This window comes from Mycobacterium sp. PTI7 (assembly GCF_056679845.1).
This window is the reverse complement of record NZ_CM155252.1, coordinates 1,731,587-1,753,505: the sequence shown is the minus strand read 5'-3', so window position 1 is coordinate 1,753,505 and position 21,919 is coordinate 1,731,587. Positions and strand designations below refer to the sequence as shown.

At 70.6% G+C, this 21,919-nt stretch carries 16 protein-coding genes; 6 read left to right on the top strand and 10 right to left on the bottom strand.

Annotated elements, in window-relative coordinates; translation table 11 throughout:
• Nucleotides 1–11 precede the first annotated feature (11 nt).
• From AC1MEY_RS08475 to AC1MEY_RS08450, 6 genes are read right to left on the bottom strand one after another with little or no spacing between them, the layout of a single operon-like run.
• Nucleotides 12–1,811, bottom strand: a complete 1,800-nt coding sequence (locus AC1MEY_RS08475; protein ID WP_480230228.1) for a DUF2339 domain-containing protein — start codon at nucleotides 1,809–1,811, stop codon at nucleotides 12–14.
• Between the two features lie 58 nt (nucleotides 1,812–1,869).
• Nucleotides 1,870–2,529: a response regulator gene (locus tag AC1MEY_RS08470; protein ID WP_480230227.1), complete on the bottom strand. Its 660-nt coding sequence runs from the start codon at nucleotides 2,527–2,529 to the stop codon at nucleotides 1,870–1,872.
• Entirely contained in the window at nucleotides 2,516–3,658 is a 1,143-nt protein-coding gene (gene macS / locus AC1MEY_RS08465; RefSeq protein ID WP_480230226.1) for a MacS family sensor histidine kinase, read from the bottom strand. Before macS ends, AC1MEY_RS08470 begins: the two co-directional genes overlap by 14 nt.
• 9 nt (nucleotides 3,659–3,667) lie before the next feature.
• On the bottom strand, nucleotides 3,668–4,420 hold the full coding sequence (locus AC1MEY_RS08460; protein ID WP_480231366.1) for an amino acid ABC transporter ATP-binding protein: 753 nt from the start codon (nucleotides 4,418–4,420) through the stop codon (nucleotides 3,668–3,670).
• Between the two features lie 5 nt (nucleotides 4,421–4,425).
• Nucleotides 4,426–5,352 (bottom strand): amino acid ABC transporter permease, encoded by a 927-nt coding sequence (locus tag AC1MEY_RS08455; RefSeq protein WP_480230225.1) that lies wholly within the window; start codon nucleotides 5,350–5,352, stop codon nucleotides 4,426–4,428.
• 8 nt (nucleotides 5,353–5,360) lie between these two features.
• Nucleotides 5,361–6,248, bottom strand: coding sequence for an ABC transporter substrate-binding protein (locus AC1MEY_RS08450; protein WP_480230224.1), 888 nt, complete (start codon nucleotides 6,246–6,248; stop codon nucleotides 5,361–5,363).
• Between the two features lie 195 nt (nucleotides 6,249–6,443).
• Here AC1MEY_RS08450 and AC1MEY_RS08445 point away from each other — a divergent pair, with 195 nt between their 5' ends.
• The 6 genes from AC1MEY_RS08445 (at nucleotide 6,444) to AC1MEY_RS08420 (ending at nucleotide 13,367) form a co-directional block, all read left to right on the top strand.
• The gene (locus AC1MEY_RS08445) at nucleotides 6,444–7,052 is read left to right on the top strand and encodes an HdeD family acid-resistance protein (protein WP_480231365.1); all 609 of its coding nucleotides are present in this window, start codon (nucleotides 6,444–6,446) and stop codon (nucleotides 7,050–7,052) included.
• Between the two features lie 88 nt (nucleotides 7,053–7,140).
• The gene (locus tag AC1MEY_RS08440) at nucleotides 7,141–8,589 is read left to right on the top strand and encodes a cytochrome ubiquinol oxidase subunit I (protein ID WP_480230223.1); all 1,449 of its coding nucleotides are present in this window, start codon (nucleotides 7,141–7,143) and stop codon (nucleotides 8,587–8,589) included.
• Nucleotides 8,590–8,616: 27 nt separating this feature from the next.
• Nucleotides 8,617–9,657: a cytochrome d ubiquinol oxidase subunit II gene (cydB, locus tag AC1MEY_RS08435; protein ID WP_480230222.1), complete on the top strand. Its 1,041-nt coding sequence runs from the start codon at nucleotides 8,617–8,619 to the stop codon at nucleotides 9,655–9,657.
• Nucleotides 9,654–11,282, top strand: coding sequence for a thiol reductant ABC exporter subunit CydD (cydD, locus tag AC1MEY_RS08430; RefSeq protein ID WP_480230221.1), 1,629 nt, complete (start codon nucleotides 9,654–9,656; stop codon nucleotides 11,280–11,282). The genes cydB and cydD overlap by 4 nt, the downstream gene beginning before the upstream one ends.
• Nucleotides 11,272–12,816, top strand: a complete 1,545-nt coding sequence (locus AC1MEY_RS08425) for an ATP-binding cassette domain-containing protein (RefSeq protein WP_480230220.1) — start codon at nucleotides 11,272–11,274, stop codon at nucleotides 12,814–12,816. Before cydD ends, AC1MEY_RS08425 begins: the two co-directional genes overlap by 11 nt.
• Nucleotides 12,813–13,367: a DUF4190 domain-containing protein gene (locus tag AC1MEY_RS08420; protein WP_480230219.1), complete on the top strand. Its 555-nt coding sequence runs from the start codon at nucleotides 12,813–12,815 to the stop codon at nucleotides 13,365–13,367. The genes AC1MEY_RS08425 and AC1MEY_RS08420 overlap by 4 nt, the downstream gene beginning before the upstream one ends.
• Here the strand turns inward: AC1MEY_RS08420 and AC1MEY_RS08415 are convergent.
• The 4 genes from AC1MEY_RS08415 to gltB are packed head-to-tail and all read right to left on the bottom strand — an operon-like array spanning nucleotide 13,364 to nucleotide 21,853.
• A complete protein-coding gene (locus tag AC1MEY_RS08415; RefSeq protein ID WP_480230218.1) occupies nucleotides 13,364–14,248 on the bottom strand; it encodes an acyl-CoA thioesterase domain-containing protein in 885 nt (294 codons plus the stop codon). The genes AC1MEY_RS08420 and AC1MEY_RS08415 overlap by 4 nt on opposite strands.
• A 51-nt stretch (nucleotides 14,249–14,299) precedes the next feature.
• Complete coding sequence (gene pyk / locus AC1MEY_RS08410) at nucleotides 14,300–15,721, bottom strand: pyruvate kinase (RefSeq protein WP_480230217.1); 1,422 nt, start codon at nucleotides 15,719–15,721, stop codon at nucleotides 14,300–14,302.
• Between the two features lie 53 nt (nucleotides 15,722–15,774).
• Complete coding sequence (locus AC1MEY_RS08405; RefSeq protein WP_480230216.1) at nucleotides 15,775–17,283, bottom strand: glutamate synthase subunit beta; 1,509 nt, start codon at nucleotides 17,281–17,283, stop codon at nucleotides 15,775–15,777.
• Complete coding sequence (gene gltB, locus AC1MEY_RS08400; protein WP_480230215.1) at nucleotides 17,276–21,853, bottom strand: glutamate synthase large subunit; 4,578 nt, start codon at nucleotides 21,851–21,853, stop codon at nucleotides 17,276–17,278. Before gltB ends, AC1MEY_RS08405 begins: the two co-directional genes overlap by 8 nt.
• Nucleotides 21,854–21,919 lie beyond the last annotated feature (66 nt).

Below are 21,919 nucleotides of genomic sequence, written 5' to 3'. Positions count from 1 at the left end.
GGTGAGAGCACTCACACCTGGTGGTCCTGCTGGGACAGCAGGCGCGCGTATCCGGCGCCCATGCCGAGCAGCGCCAGCCCGACCACGATGAACACCACCACGCGGAAGATCCCGTCGAGCGTGCCGAGGTCGAAGACGAACAGCTTGCACATCGCCGCCGCCACCAAGGCCATCCCGCCTCCCACTGCGACCGACCGTTCGGCGCGTGGCAGCCGCACCGCATGGCGGAGCAGTGCTGCCGCGACGCCGATCCAGACGATGGTGGCCGCCACGTGCCCGGCGAAGAAGCCCTCGTCGCCGCCGCCGACGAGAACGCCGGCCGTGACCGTGAACATGGTGACGGCATAGAGGGCGCCGAGTCCGGACATCGCCCAGAAGATGCGGCTGACGTCGGCGTCGAGGCCACCGCGGGCCACCCACGACGACGAGATCACGACCGCGCACCCGACGGCGAGCAGGCTGCTGATCAGAGTGGACACGGCGTGCGGCACCGGTAGTGCGGTCGGGGTGACGAGCGTCCCCAGCGGCGCGGTGTCGAGGTAGTAGAGGGCGGCGACGGCGGTGAACGCGCTCGCCGACAGCCGCGCGACCACACTCGACCGGCCGGCGACCGCGACGGCGAGGGCCATGGTGAACAGCACCGGCGCCGCGACCGGGCCGTCAAAGGCCACCACGACTGCGACGAGTGCCGCGCCGGCCGACAGTGCGGCCCAGATCCGGCGAACCGGCGCCGTCACGCCGGGCAACCCGTCGCCGAGCAGCACCAGACCGAGGACCACCGCCGACAGGGCGCCGGCCAGTACCGCGGACGTCACGCGCCCGGCCGTCGTGGCCAGCCCGAGCACGGGAAGCGACCCCGCCGCGGCGAGCAGTGCCACGCCGCGGGGATGAGTGGAACTCGGAAGCAGGAGCAGCGCACCGAGGAACGCCAGGACCGCAGCGATCGCGCAGGCGCCGGCGATCCAGGCCGCGCGCCCCGGCGCCGGATCGACGGCCACCAGGACGACGAGCAGCGGGATGGTCGCGGCGGCGACGCGGGCGGCGTGCAGGGCCAACCAGTCCCTGCCGAGCTGGATCGGCAGCGCCGCGGCCGACAGCGCGAGCATGAAGCCCACGACGAGCAGCGTGATGCCGCCGACCACGGCGGGCGCCAGACCGATCAGTGGGACCAGCACCAGCAGCCCGAGGTGCTCGGAGTCCCACCGGCGGGCCAACGTCAGACCGGCACCGGCCACCACCGACGCGATCACCAATCCTGCTGCGGCGGCTAACCATTCGTAGATCGTCGTGACCGCGATGACGTCGAGGTAGGCCGCGGCGATGCCCGTCGACGCGAGCGCGATCGCGCCCACCCGTCCGCCGGGGCGGCGGTGCAGCGCCCACCCGGCGCCGACGAGTGCGGCGGACAGCACCGCGCCGGCTGCCACCCGGACGCCCGGCGCGAGGATGCCGGCCTGCGCGGCGAGCACCACCAGCAGCGCGACGCCGATGAGTGTCACCGCGACGCCCGCGACGGCGAGCGCCTTGCCGACCCACCCCTCGGACCGCACGGCGGCGGCCATGGGTGCCCGCGGAACCGGCGGCACCGCCGGCCGGGGCGGCAAGGGCGGGGCGGGCGCAACGTGCGCCGGCACGGCGGGCCAGGGGGCCGGAACGGGTTCGGCACGCGGGGCGGCGGTGGGGGCGGCGGACCGCTCCGCGACGATGCGGGACAGCTCGCGCAGGTCCGACGATGCCCGCGCCAGGTAGCTCGCCAGCACGGCGAAATCGGAGGACAGTCTGCCGATGATGGCCTGCTCGGGTTCGGTCATGACGCCATGCTGGCAGTTCACGGCAGGACGGCGGATGAGTAGTACTACCCGAAGCGGCTCATTCGTCGAGGCCGTGTTCGATGGCGTAGCGGGCCAATTCGACCCTGTTCGCGACCTGCAGCTTCCGGAACGTCGCCTGCACGTGGTTCTCGACCGTCCGGTGACTCAGCGACAGTCGCTCGGCGATCTGGCGCGCGGTGAGGCCCTTGGCGACGTAGCGCAGCACCTCGGTCTCGCGGTCGGTGAGGCTCGGCGTCGACGGACCGGCGTCCGGCGTGCGTGCCATCCGCCGGTACTCCCCCAGCACCAGGCCGGCCAGGCCCGGCGTGAACACCGCGCGCCCCTCGGCCGTCGACCGAACCGCCCGTGCCAGTTCGGTCTTCGACGCACTCTTGACGAGATACCCGGTGGCGCCGGCCTTCACGGCCTCGAGCACGTCGTCGCGCTCGTCGGAGGCGGACAGCACCAGAACCCGGGTGTCCGGGGACACCTCGAGCACGGCCGTCGTCGCCTGCGTGCCGGTGCCGTCGCCCAGGCGCATGTCCATCACGACGACGTCGGGTCTCGTGACCCCCGCGCGCCGACGGGCCGACTCGACACCGTCCGCGGTCGCGATCACGTCGAAGCCCTGCTCCTCGAGGTCGCGGGCCACCGCATCGCGCCAGATCGGGTGGTCGTCGACGACCATCACCGTGCACGTGCGTTCAGCGTCCGCCATCCACCTCACCCCTCCTCGGCACGGTCAGCTCCCACTCGGTGCCCTCGCCGGGCGCCGTGACGAGCCGTGCGGTCCCGCCCAGCCAGTCGAGCCTGCCGACGATCGACTTCGCGATGCCCATCCTGCCCTCGTCCACGGCCTGGTCCAGACGGCCGTCCGCGATACCCCCTCCGTCGTCGCGGACGCTGACCACCACCGCGTCGTCGAGGTCTTCGAGCAGCACGTAGGCCCGGGCCCCGGCGCCCGCGTGGGCGGCGACGTTGTCGAGCGCGTTGCGCACCGCCGCAACCAATTCGATGGCCACCGCGGCGTCCAGCGGCACTGCGGTCGCGGGCAGGCTCAGCGACACCCGGTCCGACTCGTGAGCCCGCAGGAGCGCGGCGACGTCCACCGTCGCTCCCCCGGTGGACGTCTCGTGCGAGCCCGCACTCACCAGTCGGCGCAGCGCCCTCTCCTGCTGGCCCGCCAGTTCGGCGAGTTCGGCCGTGCTGCCGCCGATCTCGCGGCCGCGACGCGCGACGAGGGCGAGCACCTGGATGGCGCCGTCGTGCACCTCGCGCGACAGGCGCTCCCGCTCCTCGACGGCGGCCGCGAGCCGCACCGCGCGTTCCAGTTCGGCGTGCGCACGCCGCGCCGTCAGCGCCGCCATGCCGACCGCGAGCCCCACGGCCAGCTCGATGACGACGGTGGCGTTGCGCCCCAGGTCGACGCTGACGTATCCCTTGAGGACGGCGTTGGCCACCACGACGACCAGTCCGGCGGCCATCCCGCCGACCGGACCCAGCAGGATCGCCGCCGAGATCGTGGCATTGGTGGCCCACAGCGTGGTCGGCCACGACTGGTTGTCCAACACCCACCGGTCGGAGGCGACGAGTTCGGTGGACAGGACGAGCGCGACGACCACGGCCAGTTCGGCGCCGACCCACGCCCGGCGCCGGCCGAAGCCCCGGAGGTAGGCGACGGCGCATGCCGCGCTCCAGGCGACGAGAACGCCGAACAGCACCCAGCCGGCGACCCGCCGGTCGAGGTCGTCGTTGACGGCGACCTGGAAGTACAGCGCGTAGCCACAACTCAGCAGCCGGAAGCCCTGCGCCGCCCGCCACAGCGGTGTGGCCGGGTCCTGCTGCACCGTCGCCGCCTACATCACCTTGGACAGGAAGGCCTTGGTGCGCTCGTGCTTCGGGTTGGCCAGCACCTCGCGGGGATTGCCGCTCTCGACGATCACGCCGCCGTCCATGAAGACCAGCTCGTCGGCGACCTCGCGGGCGAAGCCCATCTCGTGGGTCACGACCAGCATCGTCATGCCCTCTCCGGCAAGCTGTTTCATGACGGCCAGTACCTCGCCGACCAGTTCGGGATCGAGCGCGGAGGTGGGCTCGTCGAACAGCATCAGCTTGGGTTCCATGGCCAGGGCCCGCGCGATGGCCACCCGCTGCTGCTGCCCGCCGGAGAGCTGCGCCGGGTAGGCCTCCGCCTTCGGCGACAGCCCGACCCGGTCGAGCAGTTCGCGGGCCTTCTTCACTGCGGCCTCGCGCTTGACGCCCTTCACCTGCATCGGCGCCTCGGCGATGTTGTCCAGCGCCGTGCGGTGCGGGAAGAGGTTGAAGTGCTGGAACACCATCCCGATGTCACGTCGTTGCTTGGCGGCGTCCTTCGGGCTGATCTCGTGCAGCTTGCCGCCACGCTCGCGGTATCCGATGAGGTCGCCGTCGACGTAGAGCCGACCGGCGTTGACCTGCTCGAGGTGGTTGATGCAGCGCAGGAACGTGGACTTGCCGGAGCCCGACGGGCCGACGATGCACATCACCTGGCCCCGCTGCACCTCCAGCGTGACGCCCTTGAGTACCTGCAGTGCGCCGAAGCTCTTGCAGACCTGCTCGGCCTTGACCATGGTCGTCACGGGTGCGGCTCCCCCATCTGCGCCTTCGCCAGCGCCTCGAGCTGTTTGGTGGTCAGCTTCCGCGACGAACCGCGTGCGTAGTACTTCTCCAGGTAGTACTGACCGACCATGAGGACGCTCGTCACCACCAGGTACCACGTGGACGCCACCAGCAGCAGCGGCACGGGATCGAAGATGCGCGCGGCGATCTCGCGGGTCGCGATGCTGTAGACGTCGAACGCGTACGGCACGGCGGTGACCAGTGACGTGGTCTTCAGCATGCTGATGACCTCGTTGCCCGTCGGCGGGATGATCACCCGCATCGCCTGCGGCAGGACCGTGCGACGCATCGCCAGCCCCCACGACATGCCGAGCGCCGTCGACGCCTCGAGTTGGCCCTCGGGCACCGAACTGATTCCGGCACGGATGATCTCGGCCATGTAGGCGGACTCGTTGAGTGCCAGACCCAGCATCGCCAGCAGGAACGGGATGGACAGCGACTGCAGGTCGAGGGTGAAGAACGTCGGCCCGAACGGAACGCCGACTTGGAGCTTGGAGTAGATGACCGGGACCAGACCCCAGAACGCCAGCTGCACGTACACCGGGGTGCCGCGGAAGATCCAGAGGTACACCCACGACACCGAGCGGAAGACCGGGTTGTTCGACAGCCGCATGACCGACAGCAGCACGCCGAGCACCACCGCGATCACCATCGAGTAGACGGTCAGCTGCAGGGTGTTGAAGACCCCCAGCATGATGCGATCGTTGAAGAGGTACTCGCCGTAGGTCTTCCAGCCGTACGCGGGATTGGTGGCCGCGCCGTACAGGAACAGCGCGACCAGGATGACGATGACGCCCGCCGACACCCACCGCCACGGATGCCGTAGCGGAACGGCGTCGATGGCGGCTGGATCACTGGGTGGCGGCGGGGCGTCGACACTCATCGGGTGGGTCAGCTGACCGCGCCGTTGATGACGGGCTTGTCGATCATGCCGTTCTCGACGCCCCAGTTGGTCGCGATGGTCTTGTAGTCACCGCTCTCGATGAGGTGCTCGAGCGCCTTCTGCAGCGACTGCGCCAGCGGCGAGCCCTTCTTGACGGGCCAGCCATAGGGGGCAGCATCGAAGATTTCACCGGCGGCTTCGAGCTTGCCCTTGGTTTCCTTGATTGCATTCGACGTCACCGGCGAGTCCGCCGACATGGCGTCGGTCTGGCCGAGCACTACCGCGTTGGTAGCGGCGTCCTGACTATCGAACTTCACGATTTCGATAGCAGGCTTACCCGCATCGGTGCACGCCTTGCTCTTGGCCGGCAGCTCGTCGGTGTCCTGGTAGGTGGTCGCCTGGACCGCGACCTTCTTCCCGCACGCGTCGGTGGGGTTGATACCCGCCCCGACCTTTTGCGCCCACTGAGTGCCCGCGGAGAAGTAGGTGACGAAGTCGACCGTCTGCTCCCGTTCCTTGGTGTCGGTGAACGAGGACATGCCGACGTTGAAGCTGTCGCCCTGGATGGACGGGATGATCTTGGCGAAGTCCGCCTCGCGATACTCCGGGGTGAGTCCCAAGGTTCCGGCGATCGCGTTCATCAGGTCGACGTCGAAGCCGACGATCTTGCCGGACTCGTCCTTGAACTCGTTGGGCTTGTAGGGGATGTTGACGCCGACGATCAGCTTGCCCGACGACTTGATGTCCTCGGGCACGGTGTTGGCGATGTCGTCGACCTTGCTGGCGTTGGGCGCCGCTGCGGGACTGGTCGATGGTGCTGAACTCTCGGTGCTCGACGAACAGCCGGAAACGGCCAGAGCGCCGGTGGCGGCGAAGACCGCTGCCAGACGCCACATCTTTCCACGTGACACGAGTTGCCTCATCTTTCTACGTCGAGCCGTATCGGGGTTCCCTCCAGCGGAGGAGGTTAACGGCCATGCACCGTCCGCGCATGGCCGGTAATCGAACATTAACGACCCAGCGGCGCCGACCGAGGCGTTATCGACCACGACCGGCGTGGCCTGAGAGGAAAGCACGCTCGGCCGCGAGGCCTGTGCGACACTGCGGGCATGACGGCGCATTCGGCCCTGCCCTCGACTCCGAGTCTGTTGCCCCACCTGTGGAAATCGGTGCTCGTGTCGGGCGTGCTGGCACTCGCCCTCGGTGTCGCGGTGGTGGCCTGGCCCGACATCTCGATCACGGTCGCGGCCATCTTCTTCGGCGCCTACCTGTTGATCACGGGCATCGAACAGGTGATCTTCGCGTTCAGCCTGCACGTCGCGGCGGGCGGGCGGGTACTGCTGTTCATCAGTGGCGCGGCATCGCTGATCCTCGCCGTCCTGGCGTTCCGCCACCTGTACGACGCCGTGCTGCTGCTGGCGATCTGGATCGCGGTGGGCTTCATCTTCCGTGGCGTCGCGACCACGGTGTCGGCGATCAGCGACCCGACGCTGCCCGGCCGCGGCTGGAACGTCTTCGTCGGCGTCATCAGCCTGGTCGCGGGCGTCGTGGTGCTCGCCTCGCCCTTCGAGTCGATGGCGACCCTGGCGCTGGCCGTCGGCATCTCGCTGATCTTCCTCGGCATCATGGAGATCGTGGCCGCGATCGGCATCCGCAAGACCACGAACGCCGTGCCGCCGAGCGTCCCCACCACCGCCTGACGTTCACTGCGTCACGTTTCCGGGCCCGGCGCCCGCTGCCTACTACGATGTGTCGTAGATAGGGCAACGGAGCCCGGAAGAGGTGAACATGGACGCCCTCGACGTGTCACGGTGGCAGTTCGGCATCACCACCGTGTACCACTTCATCTTCGTCCCGCTGACCATCGGGCTGGCACCGCTCATCGCGGTGATGCAGACCGCCTGGGTGGTCACCGGCAACACCGCCTGGTACCGGTTGACCCGGTTCTTCGGCAAGCTGTTCCTGATCAACTTCGCCCTCGGCGTCGCGACGGGCATCGTCCAGGAGTTCCAGTTCGGCATGAACTGGAGTGAGTACTCCCGCTTCGTCGGGGACGTCTTCGGCGCACCGCTGGCCATGGAGGGCCTCGTCGCCTTCTTCTTCGAGTCGACGTTCATCGGGCTGTGGATCTTCGGGTGGACCCGGCTGCACCGGCTGGTCCACCTCGCGTGCATTTGGATCGTCGCGATCGCGGTGAACGCCTCGGCGTTCTTCATCATCGCCGCGAACTCCTGGATGCAGCACCCGGTCGGCGCCAGGGTCAACCCCGACAACGGTCGCGCCGAGCTGACCAGCATCGTCGCGCTGTTCACGAACAACACCGCGGTGTCCGCGTTCTCGCACGCGGTGGCCGGCGCCTTCCTCACCGCAGGCACCTTCGTGGCCGCGGTCTGCGCCTGGTGGCTGGTGCGCGCCCGCGACACCACCGAGTCGCGCACGATGTACCGGCCTGCCGCCATCCTCGGCTGCCTCGTCGCACTCGTCTCCGCGGGCGCGCTCGCCTACACCGGCGACGTGCAGGGCAAGCTGATGTTCGAGCAGCAGCCCATGAAGATGGCGTCCGCGGAGTCGCTGTGTCACACCGCGACCGACCCCGACTTCTCCATCCTGACCGTGGGCACCCACAACAACTGCGACAGCGTCACCCACGTGATCGAGGTGCCCTACGTGCTGCCGTTCCTCGCGCAGGGGCAGTTCGAGGGCGTCACCCTCGAGGGCGTCAACGACCTGCAGCAGCGGTACGAGGCGCAGTACGGTCCGGGCGATTACCGCCCGAACCTGTTCGTGACCTACTGGTCCTTCCGGGCGATGATCGGCCTGCTCGCCGTACCCGCGCTGTTCGCCCTCACCACGCTGTGGCTCACCCGGGGCGGCCGCATCCCCGACCAGCGCTGGTTGTCGAGGTTCGCGCTGCTGACCCTGCCCACGCCGTTCCTCGCCAACAGCGCCGGCTGGGTGTTCACCGAGATGGGCCGCCAGCCGTGGGTGGTGGTGCCCAACCCGACCGGCGATCCCGACCTCCGGCTCACCGTGGCGGAGGGCGTGTCCACCCACGGGGTGGGCCTGGTCCTCACCTCCCTGGTGGTGTTCACCGCCGTCTACGCGGTCCTGGCGGTCATCTGGTTCTGGCTGCTGCGCCGCTACGTCGTCGAAGGTCCCCTGGAGCACGACTCCGAGCCCGCGCCGCCGACCCCTCCGGGTGACGACGTGATCGCACCCCTGTCATTCGCGTACTGAGTCGTTCGCGCACCGAGGAGCACCGTCATGCAACTTCAGGACTACTGGTTCATCGCACTCGCCGCGCTGTTCCTCGGCTTCTTCGTGCTCGAGGGCTTCGACTTCGGCGTCGGGATGCTGATGCGGTTCTTCGGCGGCGACGCCGGTCCCGAACGGGAGCGCCACCAGCGTGCGGTGCTCAACACCATCGGACCGGTGTGGGACGGCAACGAGGTCTGGCTGATCACCGCGGGCGGCGCGATGTTCGCGGCGTTCCCCGCGATGTACGCCACCCTGTTCTCCGGGCTGTACCTGCCGCTGCTCGCGATCCTGGTCGCGATGATCGTGCGCGTCTGCGCCATCGAGTGGCGCGGCAAGATCGACGACCCGCGCTGGCGGTCGACGGCCGACACCGCGATCGCGGTCGGCTCGTGGGTTCCCGCGGTGCTGTGGGGGGTGGCCTTCGCTGCGATCGTGCAGGGCCTTCCCGTGGACGCCGACGCCCAGATCCGCCTCGGCATCACCGATCTCGTCACCGGCTACACGCTGCTCGGCGGCCTCACCACCGCCGGACTGTTCGCCTTCCACGGCGCGGTGTTCATCCGGCTCAAGACCTCCGGCGCGGTCCGCGACGAGGCGACGGCGTTCGCCGCGCGGCTCGCCCTCCCGGTGACCGGCGCCGTCGCCTGCTTCGGCCTGTGGACCGAGCTGGCACACGGCAACAGTTGGACGTGGCTGGTGCTCGGCGTCGCGGCCGTCGCCCAGCTGACGGCGGTGATGCTGGTGTGGAGCCGCGGTGGCGACGGCTGGTCGTTCGCGTGCACCACGATCGTGGTGGCCGCGCTCGTCGTCCTGCTCTTCGGGTCGCTGTACCCCGACGTGATCCCGTCGACCCTGAACCCGGCGTGGAGCCTCACGGTGGACAACGCCTCGTCCTCGCCGTACACGCTGCGGATCATGTCCTGGGCCGCACTGATCGTCACGCCGCTGGTCGTCGGGTACCAGGCGTGGACGTACTGGGTGTTCCGCCAACGCATCTCGGCCGACCGGATCCCCGACCCGACCGGTCTGTCGCGGCGCCCGTCATGATCCCCGCGAGCGCGTCCACGCCCGCGCGACGGCACCTCGCCGCCTCGGTGTGCTGCGGCGTGGTGCTCGCGGGCGCCTCCATCGCCGGTGCGGTCCTGCTCGCCCACGTCGTGGCGGGCGTCATCGGCGACCCGGGCACCCGCACGCTCGGCCACTGGGCGCCTGCGCTCGCGGCGCTCGCCGCCCTGTGGTCGGTGCGCGCCGCCGCGCAGTGGGCGCAGGCCAGACTCGGGCAGCGCGGCGCGACGTCGGCCATCGCCGAGACGAACGAGCGCATCCTGACCACCGTCACCGCGCTCCCGCCGCGACACCTTGCCGTCCTGCGCGACGACGCGGCGCTGCTCGTCACGCGTGGGGTCGACGGACTACGGCCCTACTACACCCGCTACCTGCCCGCCGTCGTCCTCGCCGGGATCGTCACGCCCGCAGCCCTGGTCACCATCGCCTACTACGACCTCGGGTCGGCCGTGGTGGTGCTGATCGCGCTGCCGCTCATCCCCCTGTTCATGGTGCTGATCGGGCTGGTCACCAGGGACCGCTCGGCGGCCTCGCTGCAGGCGATGGGCACGCTGCAGGCCCGGTTGCTCGACCTCGTCGCGGGCATCCCGACGCTGCGCGCGCTCGGTCGCGCCGACGGCGCCGCGCCACGCATCGCCGAACTCGCTGCAGCGCATCGCCGCTCGGCGATGGCGACGCTGCGCATCGCCTTCCTGTCGTCTCTGGTGCTGGAACTGCTCGCCACGCTCGGCGTGGCCCTGGTCGCGGTGTCGGTGGGCCTGCGCCTGGTGTTCGGCGAGATCCCGCTCGCCCATGCGCTGACCGCGCTCCTGCTGGCGCCCGAGGTGTTCTGGCCGCTCCGCCGCGTCGGCGTCGAATACCACGCCGCCCAGGACGGGAAGACCGCCGCCGACCGCGCCGCCGCCCTCCTCGACGGCATCGCCGACCCGCCGGCAGCCACGGGCACGGTCGACGCCCGCGGCGCCACCATCGAACTCGACACCGTCACCGTCGACGGACGGGACGGCCCCGCACCCGACCGACTGTCGGCGACGCTCGCACCCGGCGCCGTCACCGTGCTCACCGGTCCCAACGGGGCGGGCAAGAGCACCGTGCTGCAGACCGTCCTCGGCCTCACCCCGCCGTCGCAGGGCCGGGTACTCGTCGACGGACGCGACGTCGCCACCCTCGACCGCACGCAGTGGTGGGCACAGATCTCCTGGCTGGCGCAGCGTCCGGTGCTGATCCCGGGCACCGTCCGCGCCAACCTCGACCTGTTCGGCACCCTGCCCGACCTCGACGGCGCCTGCCGCGCAGCGGGTTTCGACGACGTGGTCGCCGGCCTGCCCGACGGTCTCGACACCGAGATCGGCCGCGACGGCGTCGGGTTGTCCCTCGGGCAACGCCAACGGCTCGGGCTGGCCCGCGCCCTCGGCTCCCCCGCGCCGATCCTGCTCCTCGAAGAACCGACCGCACACCTCGACGACGACCTCGAGCGACGCGTGCTTCGGGCCATCGCCGGCCGCGCCCGCGAGGGCGCCACCGTCGTCGTCGTCGGACACCGCGCCGAGGTGACGTCGATCGGCGACCGCGTCATCACCGTCGGAGGTGCGAGCCTTGTCCGCTGACACCGTCGGCACCGACACCCTCGCCGCCGACACCACCGCGGCCGTCGCGCTGCTGCGCCCCCGGCTGCCCCGTCTCGCCGCGGCGATCGCCCTCGGCGTGCTGTCGCTCGGCAGTGCGCTCGCACTCGCCGGCGTCGCGGCGTGGCTGATCGCCCGGGCCTGGGAGATGCCCCCCATCCTCGACCTGACCGTCGCGGTGGTCGCCGTGCGCGCACTGGGCATCTCGCGCGGCCTGCTCGGCTACTGCGAGCGCCTGGCCACCCACGACACCGCGCTGCGCGCCGCCGGACACGCCCGCACCGAGACCTACCTCGCACTCGCGCACGCGCCGACCGAGACCGTGATGCGCTGGCACGGTGGCGAACTGGTGTCCCGCCTCGGCGGATCGGTCGACGAACTCGCCGACGTCCTGGTCCGTTCCGTGCTCCCGATGGCGGTGGCCGCCATCCTGTCGACGGCAGCGGTGATCGCCGTCGCGGTCATCTCGCCCGCCGCCGGCGCCGTCCTGCTCGCGGGCCTCCTCGTCGCGGGGGTCGTGGCGCCCTGGGCGGCGGCCAGGGCCGCGACCGCCGAGGAGACCCACGCCGCCGCCGAACGGTCGTCACGGGACACCGCCGCGATGGCGGCCCTCGACCACGCGGGCGAACTGCTCGTCGCGGGCCGCCTGGCCGACGTCGTCGCCGAAACCGCACGCCGACAACGGGCCTGGGGTGCGGCCGCCGACCGTGCCGCACGCCCGGCGGCCACCGCCGTGGCGATGCCGACCCTCGCCGTCGGCGTCAGCGTCCTCGGCGCCGTCGTCGCGGCCATCACCCTGTCGTCGACGCTGTCGCCCACCACCGCGGCGATCCTGATGCTGCTGCCGCTGTCGGCGTTCGAGGCCACCACCGCTCTGCCCGGCGCCGGCGTCCAGCTGGTGCGGGCCCGCGTCGCGCTCCGACGACTCGCCGGGCTGACCGCCCCCGCCGTGGTCCGCCCCCGCCCGGCCGCCGACCCTCCGGTACTCCTGCCCGGGCACCGCCTCGCCGTGGTCGGGCCCAGCGGCAGCGGCAAGACCACGCTGCTGATGGCGATCGCCGGCGACCGACGATCCCTGACCGCAGGCTTCTTCGCCGAGGACGCACACCTCTTCGAGACCACCGTTCGCGACAACCTCCTGGTCGCCCGCGGCGACGCGACCGATCGGGACCTGACCGACGCGCTCCGCACCGTCGGACTGGATGCGTGGCTCGACGGACTCCCCGACGGCCTCGGCGCCATCCTCACCGGCGGAGCAGCCGCCGTCTCCGCCGGACAGCGCAGACGGCTCCTGCTCGCCCGGGCACTGATCTCGGACTTCCCCGTGGTCCTGCTCGACGAACCCACCGAGCACCTCGACGCCGCCGACGGCGCGCGGCTGCTCGCCGAGATGCTGACGCCGGGCGCGATGTTCGACGCCACGCGCACCGTCGTCGTCGCCACCCACCACCTGCCCGACGACCTCGACTGTCCCGTCGTGCGGGTCGACGCCGGCGGGTACCCTCGGCAGGCATGACCGGATATCCGGGCGGGTATCCACCGCCAGCTGGGCCCGAAGGACAGCAGCCGCCGCAGCAACAACCGTTCCCGCAGCAGCCCTTTCAGCAGCCGCCCCCGGGATACGGTCCCTACCCGTACGGGCCACCCGGATACGGCTACGGCTACGGCGCACCGCCGCCGCAGGCGCCGCGCAACGGTCTCGGCATCACCGCGCTCGTCCTCGGCATCGTCGCGCTGCTCGCGTTCTGGTCGGTCGTCGGCGGCATCCTGCTCGGTGCGGCCGCGGTGATCGTGGGCCTGATCGCGCGGGGCCGCGTCACGCGCGGCGAGGCGAACAACGGCGGGGTGGCCATCGCCGGAATCGCGTTGGGCGCGTTGGCGATCGTGGTGTCCGCCGCGTTCCTCGCGGTGTGGGCCGGGGTGTTCGAGGAGGTCGGCGGCACCGACTACCTGGACTGCGTCCAGCAGGCCGGCGACGATCAGCAGGCACTCGACCGGTGCATCGACCAGCTCACCGAGCGCGTCGACGGCCAGTTCAGCACCGCGCCGTCCACGCCGTCGCGCTAGCGTCCCGGGAAGTGCTTGACGATGCCTTCCTGCACCACGGTCGCCAGCACGCGTCCGGACTCGTCGAAGAAGTGCCCGGTCCCCAGGCCGCGTGATTCGGCGGCCACCGGCGACGTCGTGGAGTAGAGCACCCACTCGTCGAAGCGGATCGGGCGGTGGAACCACACCGAGTGGTTCATCGTCACCGCGAAGATCCGATCGAACCCCCACGACAGGCCGTGGGTGGTGATGATCGAGTCGAGCACGGTCGTGTCCGAGGAGTACACCAGCGCCGCGGCGTGCAGCACCGGATCGTCGGGCATCTCCCCCTGGGCGGTCATCCACACGCGGTTGTGGGCGAGCCGCTGCCCCTTGTCGCGCATGACCCACGCCGGATCGTTGGTGTAGCGCCACTCGATGGGGCGCAACGCCTCCGCGAAGTGCGGCACGGTCTGCTCGTAGCCGCGCAACACCTCGTCGATGTTCGGCAGGTCGTGCGGCGGCTCGACGACCGGCACCTCGACGTCGTGCTCGAGGCCGCGCCCCCCGGCCAGGTGCGACACCAGCGCGCACCCGAGCAGGACGCCGTCCTGCGTCACGTCGACACGGCGGTTGGCGAAGCGGCGCTCGTCGCGCAGTCGGACCACCGTGAACTCGAGGTCCCGGGTGGTGTCGCCGCCGGCGATGAAGTGCATCGACAACGCGCTCGGCGGCAGCGACGCCCCCACCGTCCGGCTCGCGGCGACGAAGGCCTGCGCCATCATCTGACCGCCGAAGGTCCGGATCGGGTTCTTGCTCGGGTGGGCGCCGGTGAACGCGTCGTCCCCGACGCGGGTCAGGTCGAGGACGCGGAGCAGTTCACCGAAGTCCGGGTGCCTGCCCGCCGTACGAGCGCCGGTCACCCGAACCTCCTCGTCATGTTCGTCGGGTCCGATGCGCCGTGGGTCCGGCGATCAGGCGTGGTCGTCCTCGCCGATCCGGTGCACGTGGATCAGGTTGGTCGAGCCTACTGTGCCGGGAGGCGCACCCGCGACGATGACCACCAGGTCGCCGCGCTTGTAGCGGCCGAGCGACAGCAGCGACTCGTCGACCTGCCTGATCATGCCGTCCGTGGTCTGCATGTGCGGCACGATGAACGTCTCGGTGCCCCACGTCAGCGCGAGCTGGCTGCGCACCTCGGGCAGCGGCGTGAACGCGAGCAGCGGCAGCGGCGTGTGCAGCCGGGCCAGCCGCTTGACGGTGTCGCCGGACTGGGTGAACGCCACCAGCGCCTTGGCATCCAGACGCTCCCCGATGTCGCGGGCGGCGTAGGAGATGACGCCGCGCTTGGTGCGGGGTACGTGGGTCAGCGGCGGGGCCGCGGTCGAATTCTCCTCGACGGCGCTGACGATCCGCGCCATGGTCCGGACCGCCTCCAGCGGGTACTTGCCGACCGAGGTCTCCCCCGACAGCATTACCGCGTCCGCGCCGTCGAGCACCGCGTTCGCGACGTCGGACGCCTCGGCGCGCGTCGGGCGGGAGTGCTCGATCATCGATTCGAGCATCTGCGTCGCGACGATCACCGGCTTCGCGTTCTCGCGGGCCATCTGGATCGCCCGCTTCTGCACCAGCGGCACCTCTTCGAGCGGCAGCTCGACGCCGAGGTCACCGCGCGCGACCATGATCGCGTCGAAGGCCAGCACGACGGCCTCGAGGTCGGCGATGGCCTCCGGCTTCTCCAGCTTGGCGATCACCGGGACCCGGCGGCCCACGCGGTCCATCACCTCGTGGACGAGTTCGATGTCCGCCGGCGACCGCACGAACGACAGCGCCACCAGGTCGACGCCGAGTTCCAGGGCGAACTCGAGGTCGGCGATGTCCTTCTCCGACATCGCGGGGACGGACACGTTCATGCCGGGCAGGGACAGGCCCTTGTTGTTGCTGACTCGGCCGCCCTCGGTGACGGTGCAGACGACGTCGTTGCCGTCGATGTGCTCGACGACGCAGCCGACGTTGCCGTCGTCGATGAGGAGCCGGTCACCCGGCGATGCATCGATCGCGAGGTTCTTGTACGTGGTGGACACGCGGTCGTGCGTGCCCATGAAGTCGTCGACGGTGATCCGGACCGTCTCGCCGGCCACCCACAGGGTGGCACCGGTGGCGAACCGGCCCAGCCGGATCTTGGGGCCCTGCAGGTCGGCGAGGATGCCCACCGCGCGTCCCGTCGCGTCCGACGCGTGCCGGACACGCTCGTAGTTCAACTTGTGGTCGGCGTGGTCGCCGTGGCTGAAGTTGAGTCTGGCGACGTCCATGCCCGCCTCGACGAGCGCCTTCAGCATCTCGTCGCTGCCGGTCGCCGGGCCGAGGGTACAGACGATCTTTCCGCGTCTAGTCACGTCTGGCGAGCTTACTCGTTGATCGATTCAGATGACGAGTTCAGAGGACGGCGTCACACTGCCGCAAGAGGTAGCGCACCCGGCCTGACCGGCGCGGGAAGATCCGACTCGCCCATCAGGAACACGTCGACCGCGTGCGCGGCGCTGCGGCCCTCCGCGATGGCCCACACGATCAGCGAGGCGCCGCGGTGCGCGTCCCCGCAGACGAACACGCCCGGCGCGTCGGTCTGCCAGTCCGAACCGCACGGCAACGCACCGCGTCCGTTCAACCGCAGGTTCAGGTCGTCCAGCAGCCGCATGTGCTCGACCCCCTCGAAGCCGATCGCCAACAGCGCGAGATCGCACGGGATTTCGATCGGATCGCCGACCGCGGTGATGACGCGGCGTCCGTCGGCGTCGCGCTCGACCCGCACCTCGGCGATCTCCAACGCCCGCACGTGACCCCGGTCGTCGCCGATGAACCGCTGCACGGCCACCTCGTAGCGGCGCGCGCCGCCCTCGGCGTGCGCCGGGGACAGCCGCGTGCTCAGCACCATCGGCCAGGTGGGCCACGGCGAACTCGCCTGGTCGCGTTGCTCGGGCGGCTCGGGGTTGTAGTCGAGCTGCGTCACCGAGGCCGCGCCCTGCCGGTGCGCGGTGCCGAGGCAGTCCGCGCCCGTGTCGCCGCCGCCGATGATCACCACGTGCCGGCCCTCCGCCGAGAGCGGCGACCTGCCGTCGCCCTCGCACTCGCGGTTGGCGGGCACCAGGTGCTCCATCGCGAGGTGCACGCCCTCGAGCTGCCTGCCCTCGACGCCGTTGTCCCGCGCGCGCAGCGCCCCGACCGCCAGCACCACCGCGTCGTGCTGGGCGCGCAGGGCCTCGACGCTCAGGTCGACGCCGACCTCGCAGTCGGTGACGAACCGCGTGCCCTCGGCCCGCATCTGCGCCAGGCGCTGGTTGAGCGTCGACTTCTCCAGCTTGTACTCCGGGATGCCGTAGCGCATCAGGCCACCGATCCGGTTGTCGCGCTCGTAGACCGTGACGTGGTGGCCGGCCCGCGTGAGCTGTTGTGCCGCAGCCAGTCCCGCGGGACCCGATCCGACGACGGCGACGCTCCTACCCGTCGAGATCGCCGCGGGCTGCGGCTCCACGATGCCGAGCTGCCACGCGTGGTCGGCGATCGTGTTCTCGATGCGCTTGATGGTGACCGCGCCGCCGGTGGTCTCGTCGGAGATCGACAGCACGCACGCCGCCTCGCACGGTGCCGGGCACAGCCGACCGGTGAACTCCGGGAAGTTGTTCGTGGCGTGCAGCCGGTCGCTCGCCGCGTCCCACCGGCCGCGGCGCACCAGGTCGTTCCACTCCGGGATCAGGTTGCCCAGCGGACAGCCCGCACTTCCCGAGTGGCAGAACGGGATACCGCAGTCCATGCACCGTCGGGCCTGATCGGACACCTCGGCGGCACGCTGCACCGGATCCTGGCGCTCGTACACCTCCCGCCAGTCGCCGACCCGCTCGTCGACGGGGCGCTTGGCCGCCTCGACCTTGGGCACCTTCAGGAATCCGGTGGGGTCAGCCACGGGTCGCCTCCATGATCGCCGCGTCCACGTCGCGACCCTCGGCCTTGGCCATCCGGGTCGCCTGCAGCACGCGCTGGTAGTCGGTGGGCATGATCTTGGTGAACTGGGCGCTACGCCGCGGCCAGTCCGACAGCAGCGACCTCGCCACGGTGCTGCCGGTGAGATGGGAGTGCGCCGTGACGATCTCGCGCAGCCACTCCAGGTCCTCGGACTCGGGGCGCTGCAGTTCCACCATCGCCGGGTTGACGTTCGCCGGGTTCAGGCCCAGCACGTAGGCGATGCCGCCCGACATGCCCGCCGCGACGTTGCGTCCCGTCCGGCCGAGCACCACCACCCGGCCGCCGGTCATGTACTCGCAGGCGTGGTCGCCGACGCCCTCGGCCACCGCGATGGCCCCGGAGTTGCGCGCGCAGAACCGTTCCCCCACCCGGCCGCGCAGGTACACCTCACCGGACGTGGCGCCGTAGAGCAGCGTGTTGCCGGCGATCACGTTCTCCTCGGGGATGAACAGGACGTCGTCGGGTGGTCGCACCACCACGTGCCCGCCCGAGAGCCCCTTGCCCACGTAGTCGTTCGCGTCGCCGATCAACTCGATCATGATGCCCGGCGGGAGGAACGCGCCCACCGACTGTCCCGCGGACCCGGTGAGCCGCACGTGGATGGTGTCGGCCGGCAACCCCTGTGCGCCGTAGCGACGCGTCACCTCCGCGCCGAGCATGGTGCCCACGGTGCGGTTGACGTTGCGCACCGGGAGGTCGAGCCGGACCGGATGGGCGTCCTCGAGGGCACCCTCGGCGAGCGCGATGAGCGTCCGGTCGAGCGCCTGGTCGAGGGCGTGGTACTGGTCGGTCGTCTTGCGGCGCGGGGTCTCTCCGCCGTGGGCATTGGTCGGCATCGCGAAGATCGGGCTCAGGTCGAGTCCCTTGCTCTTCCAGTGCGCGACGCCGACGGCGGTGTCGAGCACGTCCGCCTGGCCGACGGCCTCGTCGATGCTGCGGAAGCCCAGTTCCGCCAGGTACCGGCGCACGTCCTCGGCGATGAACCGGAAGAAGTTCACGATGAACTCCGGCTTGCCGTTGAACCGGGCGCGCAGCTCGGGGTTCTGCGTCGCCACCCCGACCGGACACGTGTCGAGGTGGCACACCCGCATCATGATGCAGCCGGCGACCACCAGCGGCGCGGTGGAGAAGCCGAACTCCTCGGCGCCCAGCAGGGCCGCCACGATCACGTCGCGTGCGGTGCGCATGCCGCCGTCGGCCTGCACGGTGATGCGATCGCGCAACCCGTTGAGCATCAGCGTCTGCTGCGCGTCGGCCAGGCCGATCTCCCAGGGCAGCCCGGCGTGCTTGAGCGACGTCAACGGCGCCGCGCCGGTGCCGCCGTCCCACCCCGAGATGAGGACGACGTCGGCGTGCGCCTTGGAGACGCCGGTCGCGACGGTGCCGACGCCCACCGAGCTGACCAGCTTCACGTGGATGCGCGCCTGGTCGTTGGCGTTCTTCAGGTCGTGGATCAGCTGCGCCAGATCCTCGATCGAGTAGATGTCGTGGTGCGGCGGCGGGGAGATGAGCCCGACGCCCGGCGTCGAGTGCCGCGTCTTGGCGATGTTCGGGTACACCTTGTAGCCCGGGAGTTGGCCACCCTCACCGGGTTTGGCGCCCTGGGCCATCTTGATCTGAATGTCGGTGGCGTTGACCAGGTAGTCGCTGGTGACGCCGAACCGGCCGGAGGCCACCTGCTTCACCGCGCTGCGGCGCCTCGGGTCGTAGAGCCGGTCGACGTCCTCACCGCCCTCACCCGAGTTCGAGCGGCCGCCGATCTGGTTCATCGCGATGGCCATCGTCTCGTGCGCCTCGGCCGAGATGGACCCGTAGCTCATGGCGCCGGTGTTGAACCGGGTGCAGATCGACTCCACCGACTCGACCTCGTCGAGTGGCACGGGTGCCCGGCGGCCCGTCTTGAGTTCGAAGAGCCCGCGCAGGGTGCCGCCCTCGCGGGACAACCGGTCCACCTCGTCGGTGTACTGCGCGAAGACCTCGTCGCGACCGGTGCGGGTCGAGTGCTGGAGCAGGAACACGGTTTCCGGGGTGAACAGGTGCAGTTCGCCCTCGCGGCGGAAGGCGTATTCGCCGCCCACCTCGAGGCGCCGGTGCACGCGTTCGGTGGGGTTCTCCGGGTACGCGCGGCGGTGCCGCAGCTTGACCTCTTCCGCGACGACGTCGAGTCCCACGCCGCCGAGGCGGCCCGGCGTCCCCGTGAAGTACTCGTCGATGACGGCACGGTCGAGTCCGATGACCTCGAAGGCCTGTGCGGCGGTGTAGGACGCGACGGTGGAGATGCCCATCTTGCTCATCACCTTCATCACGCCCTTGCCGAGCGCCTTGAGGTAGTTGCGTACCGCCGTCGTCGTCTCGACGCCGGTGAGTTCGCCCTCGCGGATCAGGTCCTCGATGGACTCGAACGCCAGATAGGGGTTGACCGCCGCGGCGCCGAAGCCGATGAGCAGCGCGATGTGGTGCACCTCGCGGGCGTCGCCGCTCTCGACCACCAGCGCCACGGTGGTGCGCTCCTTGGTGCGCACCAGGTGGTGGTGCACGGACGACACCGCCAGCAGCGACGGGATCGGCGCCCGGGTGTGATCGGAGTCGCGGTCGGAGATGACCAGCGTCCGTGCGCCATTGGCGATCGCCTCGGACGCACGGGTGCGGAGATCCTCGATGGCCTCGGCCAGACCCTCGCCGCCACGCTCGACGTCGTACAGCGCCCGCAGCACGGTGGTCCGCAGGCCGGGGTGCTCGCCGTCGTCGTTGATGTGGACGATGCGGCTGATCTCGTCGTTGTCGAGGACCGGCCACCGCAGCAGGATCTGCCGGCAGGACGCCGGCGTCGGCATCAGCAGGTTGTGCTCCGGACCCATCACGCGGGCCATCGACGTCACGATCTCCTCGCGGATCGCGTCCAGCGGCGGATTGGTGACCTGGGCGAACATCTCGACGAAGTAGTCGTAGAGCTGGCGGGACCGCTGCGAGAGCACCGCGGCCGGGGTGTCGGTGCCCATCGATCCGAGCGGTTCGCCACCCGATGCGGCCATGGGGGTCAGCAGGATCCGCAGATCCTCCTCGCTGTAGCCGAACGCGATCTGACGCCGCACCACCGAGTCGTGGTCCGGCTGCATGCGGCCCCGGTCGGGCAGGGTCGCCACGTCCAGCAGACCCGCGTCGAGCCATTCGTCGTACGGGTGGGCGGCGGCCATCTCGGCCTTGACCTCGTCGTCGCCGATGATCCGGCCCGCCGCGGTGTCGACCAGGAACATGGTGTTGGGCTCGAGCCGGCCCTTCGCGACCACCTCGGCCGAGGAGATGGGCAGCACGCCGCTCTCGCTGGCGAGGATCACCCGGTCGTCGATGGTGCGCCACCACCGGCCCGGCCGTAATCCGTTGCGGTCCAGCACCGCCCCGACGAGCGTGCCGTCGGTGAAGGTGACGCACGCCGGTCCGTCCCAAGGCTCCATGATCGACGCGTTGAACTGGCAGAACGCCTTGCGCGCCGGGTCCATCGTCGTGTTGTTCTCCCACGCCTCCGGGATCATCATCATCACCGCGTGCGGCAGGCTACGACCCCCGAGGTGCAGCAGCTCGAGCACCTGGTCCAGCGACGCGGAGTCCGATGCGTCGGGGGTGCAGATCGGCGACAGCCGGCCCAGATCGCCGGGCAGCAGCGGGCTCTCGAGCATCGCCTCGCGGGCGTGCATCCGGTTGCGGTTGCCGCGCACCGTGTTGATCTCGCCGTTGTGGGCGACGAACCGGAACGGGTGCGCCAGCGGCCAGGACGGAAAGGTGTTGGTGGAGAAGCGGCTGTGCACGATCGCGATGGCACTCGTACACCGCTCGTCGCGGAGGTCGGTGAAGAACAGCGGCAGTTGCTTCGTGGTGAGCATGCCCTTGTAGGTCATCGTGCGACTCGACAGGCCGGTGAAGTAGACGCCGGTGCGAGCCTCGTCGTCGCTCGGCACGTGGCCGGCGCGCTTGCGCAGCGGGTAGACCCGTCGATCGAGATCGATTCCGCCCGGACGCATTCCGTCGACCTCGGGAGCGGTGACGAAGTACTGCGCCATGAAGGGCATGCAGCCGCGGGCCGTCTCACCCAGGTCGGCGCCGTCGGGATCCACGGGCATCGGCCGCCAGCCGAGCGTGACGAGGCCCTCGTCCTCGGCGATCCCCTCCACGCGCCGCATCGCCGCGGCCCTGTCGTCGGCGTCCATGGGGAGGAAGCAGACTCCGGCCGCGAAGGTGCTCCTCCCGTCGGCGTCGGGTGCGGGGAGGTCGAAGTCGACGACCTCGCGCAGCAGGTCGACCGGGAGTTGCATCAGGATGCCCGCGCCGTCGCCGCTGTTGGTCTCCGCGCCGGCGGCACCGCGGTGGTCGAGGTGCTCGAGGGCCAGCAGTCCGTCGGCCACGATGCCGTGGGATCGGCGTCCCTTGATGTCGGTGACCATGGCGACGCCGCACGAATCGGATTCGTGGTCGGGGTCGTACAGACCCTGGGCAACGGGCAGAGCCGAGAACAGCATCGAGGTGTACCTCCGCAGTCCGGAAAAAGTTCGTCCGGGACTGCACCGGCCCGTAGCCGAGTCTAA

Coding starts and splice junctions, on each gene's coding strand:
- AC1MEY_RS08460 (WP_480231366.1), bottom strand. CDS start 4,420: ATGGTCAAGGCCGAGCAGGTCTGCAAGAGCTTCGGCGCACTGCAGGTA.
- AC1MEY_RS08440 (WP_480230223.1), top strand. CDS start 7,141: ATGGACGCCCTCGACGTGTCACGGTGGCAGTTCGGCATCACCACCGTG.
- AC1MEY_RS08420 (WP_480230219.1), top strand. CDS start 12,813: ATGACCGGATATCCGGGCGGGTATCCACCGCCAGCTGGGCCCGAAGGA.
- AC1MEY_RS08475 (WP_480230228.1), bottom strand. CDS start 1,811: ATGACCGAACCCGAGCAGGCCATCATCGGCAGACTGTCCTCCGATTTC.
- gltB (WP_480230215.1), bottom strand. CDS start 21,853: ATGCTGTTCTCGGCTCTGCCCGTTGCCCAGGGTCTGTACGACCCCGAC.
- AC1MEY_RS08455 (WP_480230225.1), bottom strand. CDS start 5,352: ATGAGTGTCGACGCCCCGCCGCCACCCAGTGATCCAGCCGCCATCGAC.
- cydB (WP_480230222.1), top strand. CDS start 8,617: ATGCAACTTCAGGACTACTGGTTCATCGCACTCGCCGCGCTGTTCCTC.
- AC1MEY_RS08450 (WP_480230224.1), bottom strand. CDS start 6,248: ATGTGGCGTCTGGCAGCGGTCTTCGCCGCCACCGGCGCTCTGGCCGTT.
- cydD (WP_480230221.1), top strand. CDS start 9,654: ATGATCCCCGCGAGCGCGTCCACGCCCGCGCGACGGCACCTCGCCGCC.
- AC1MEY_RS08470 (WP_480230227.1), bottom strand. CDS start 2,529: ATGGCGGACGCTGAACGCACGTGCACGGTGATGGTCGTCGACGACCAC.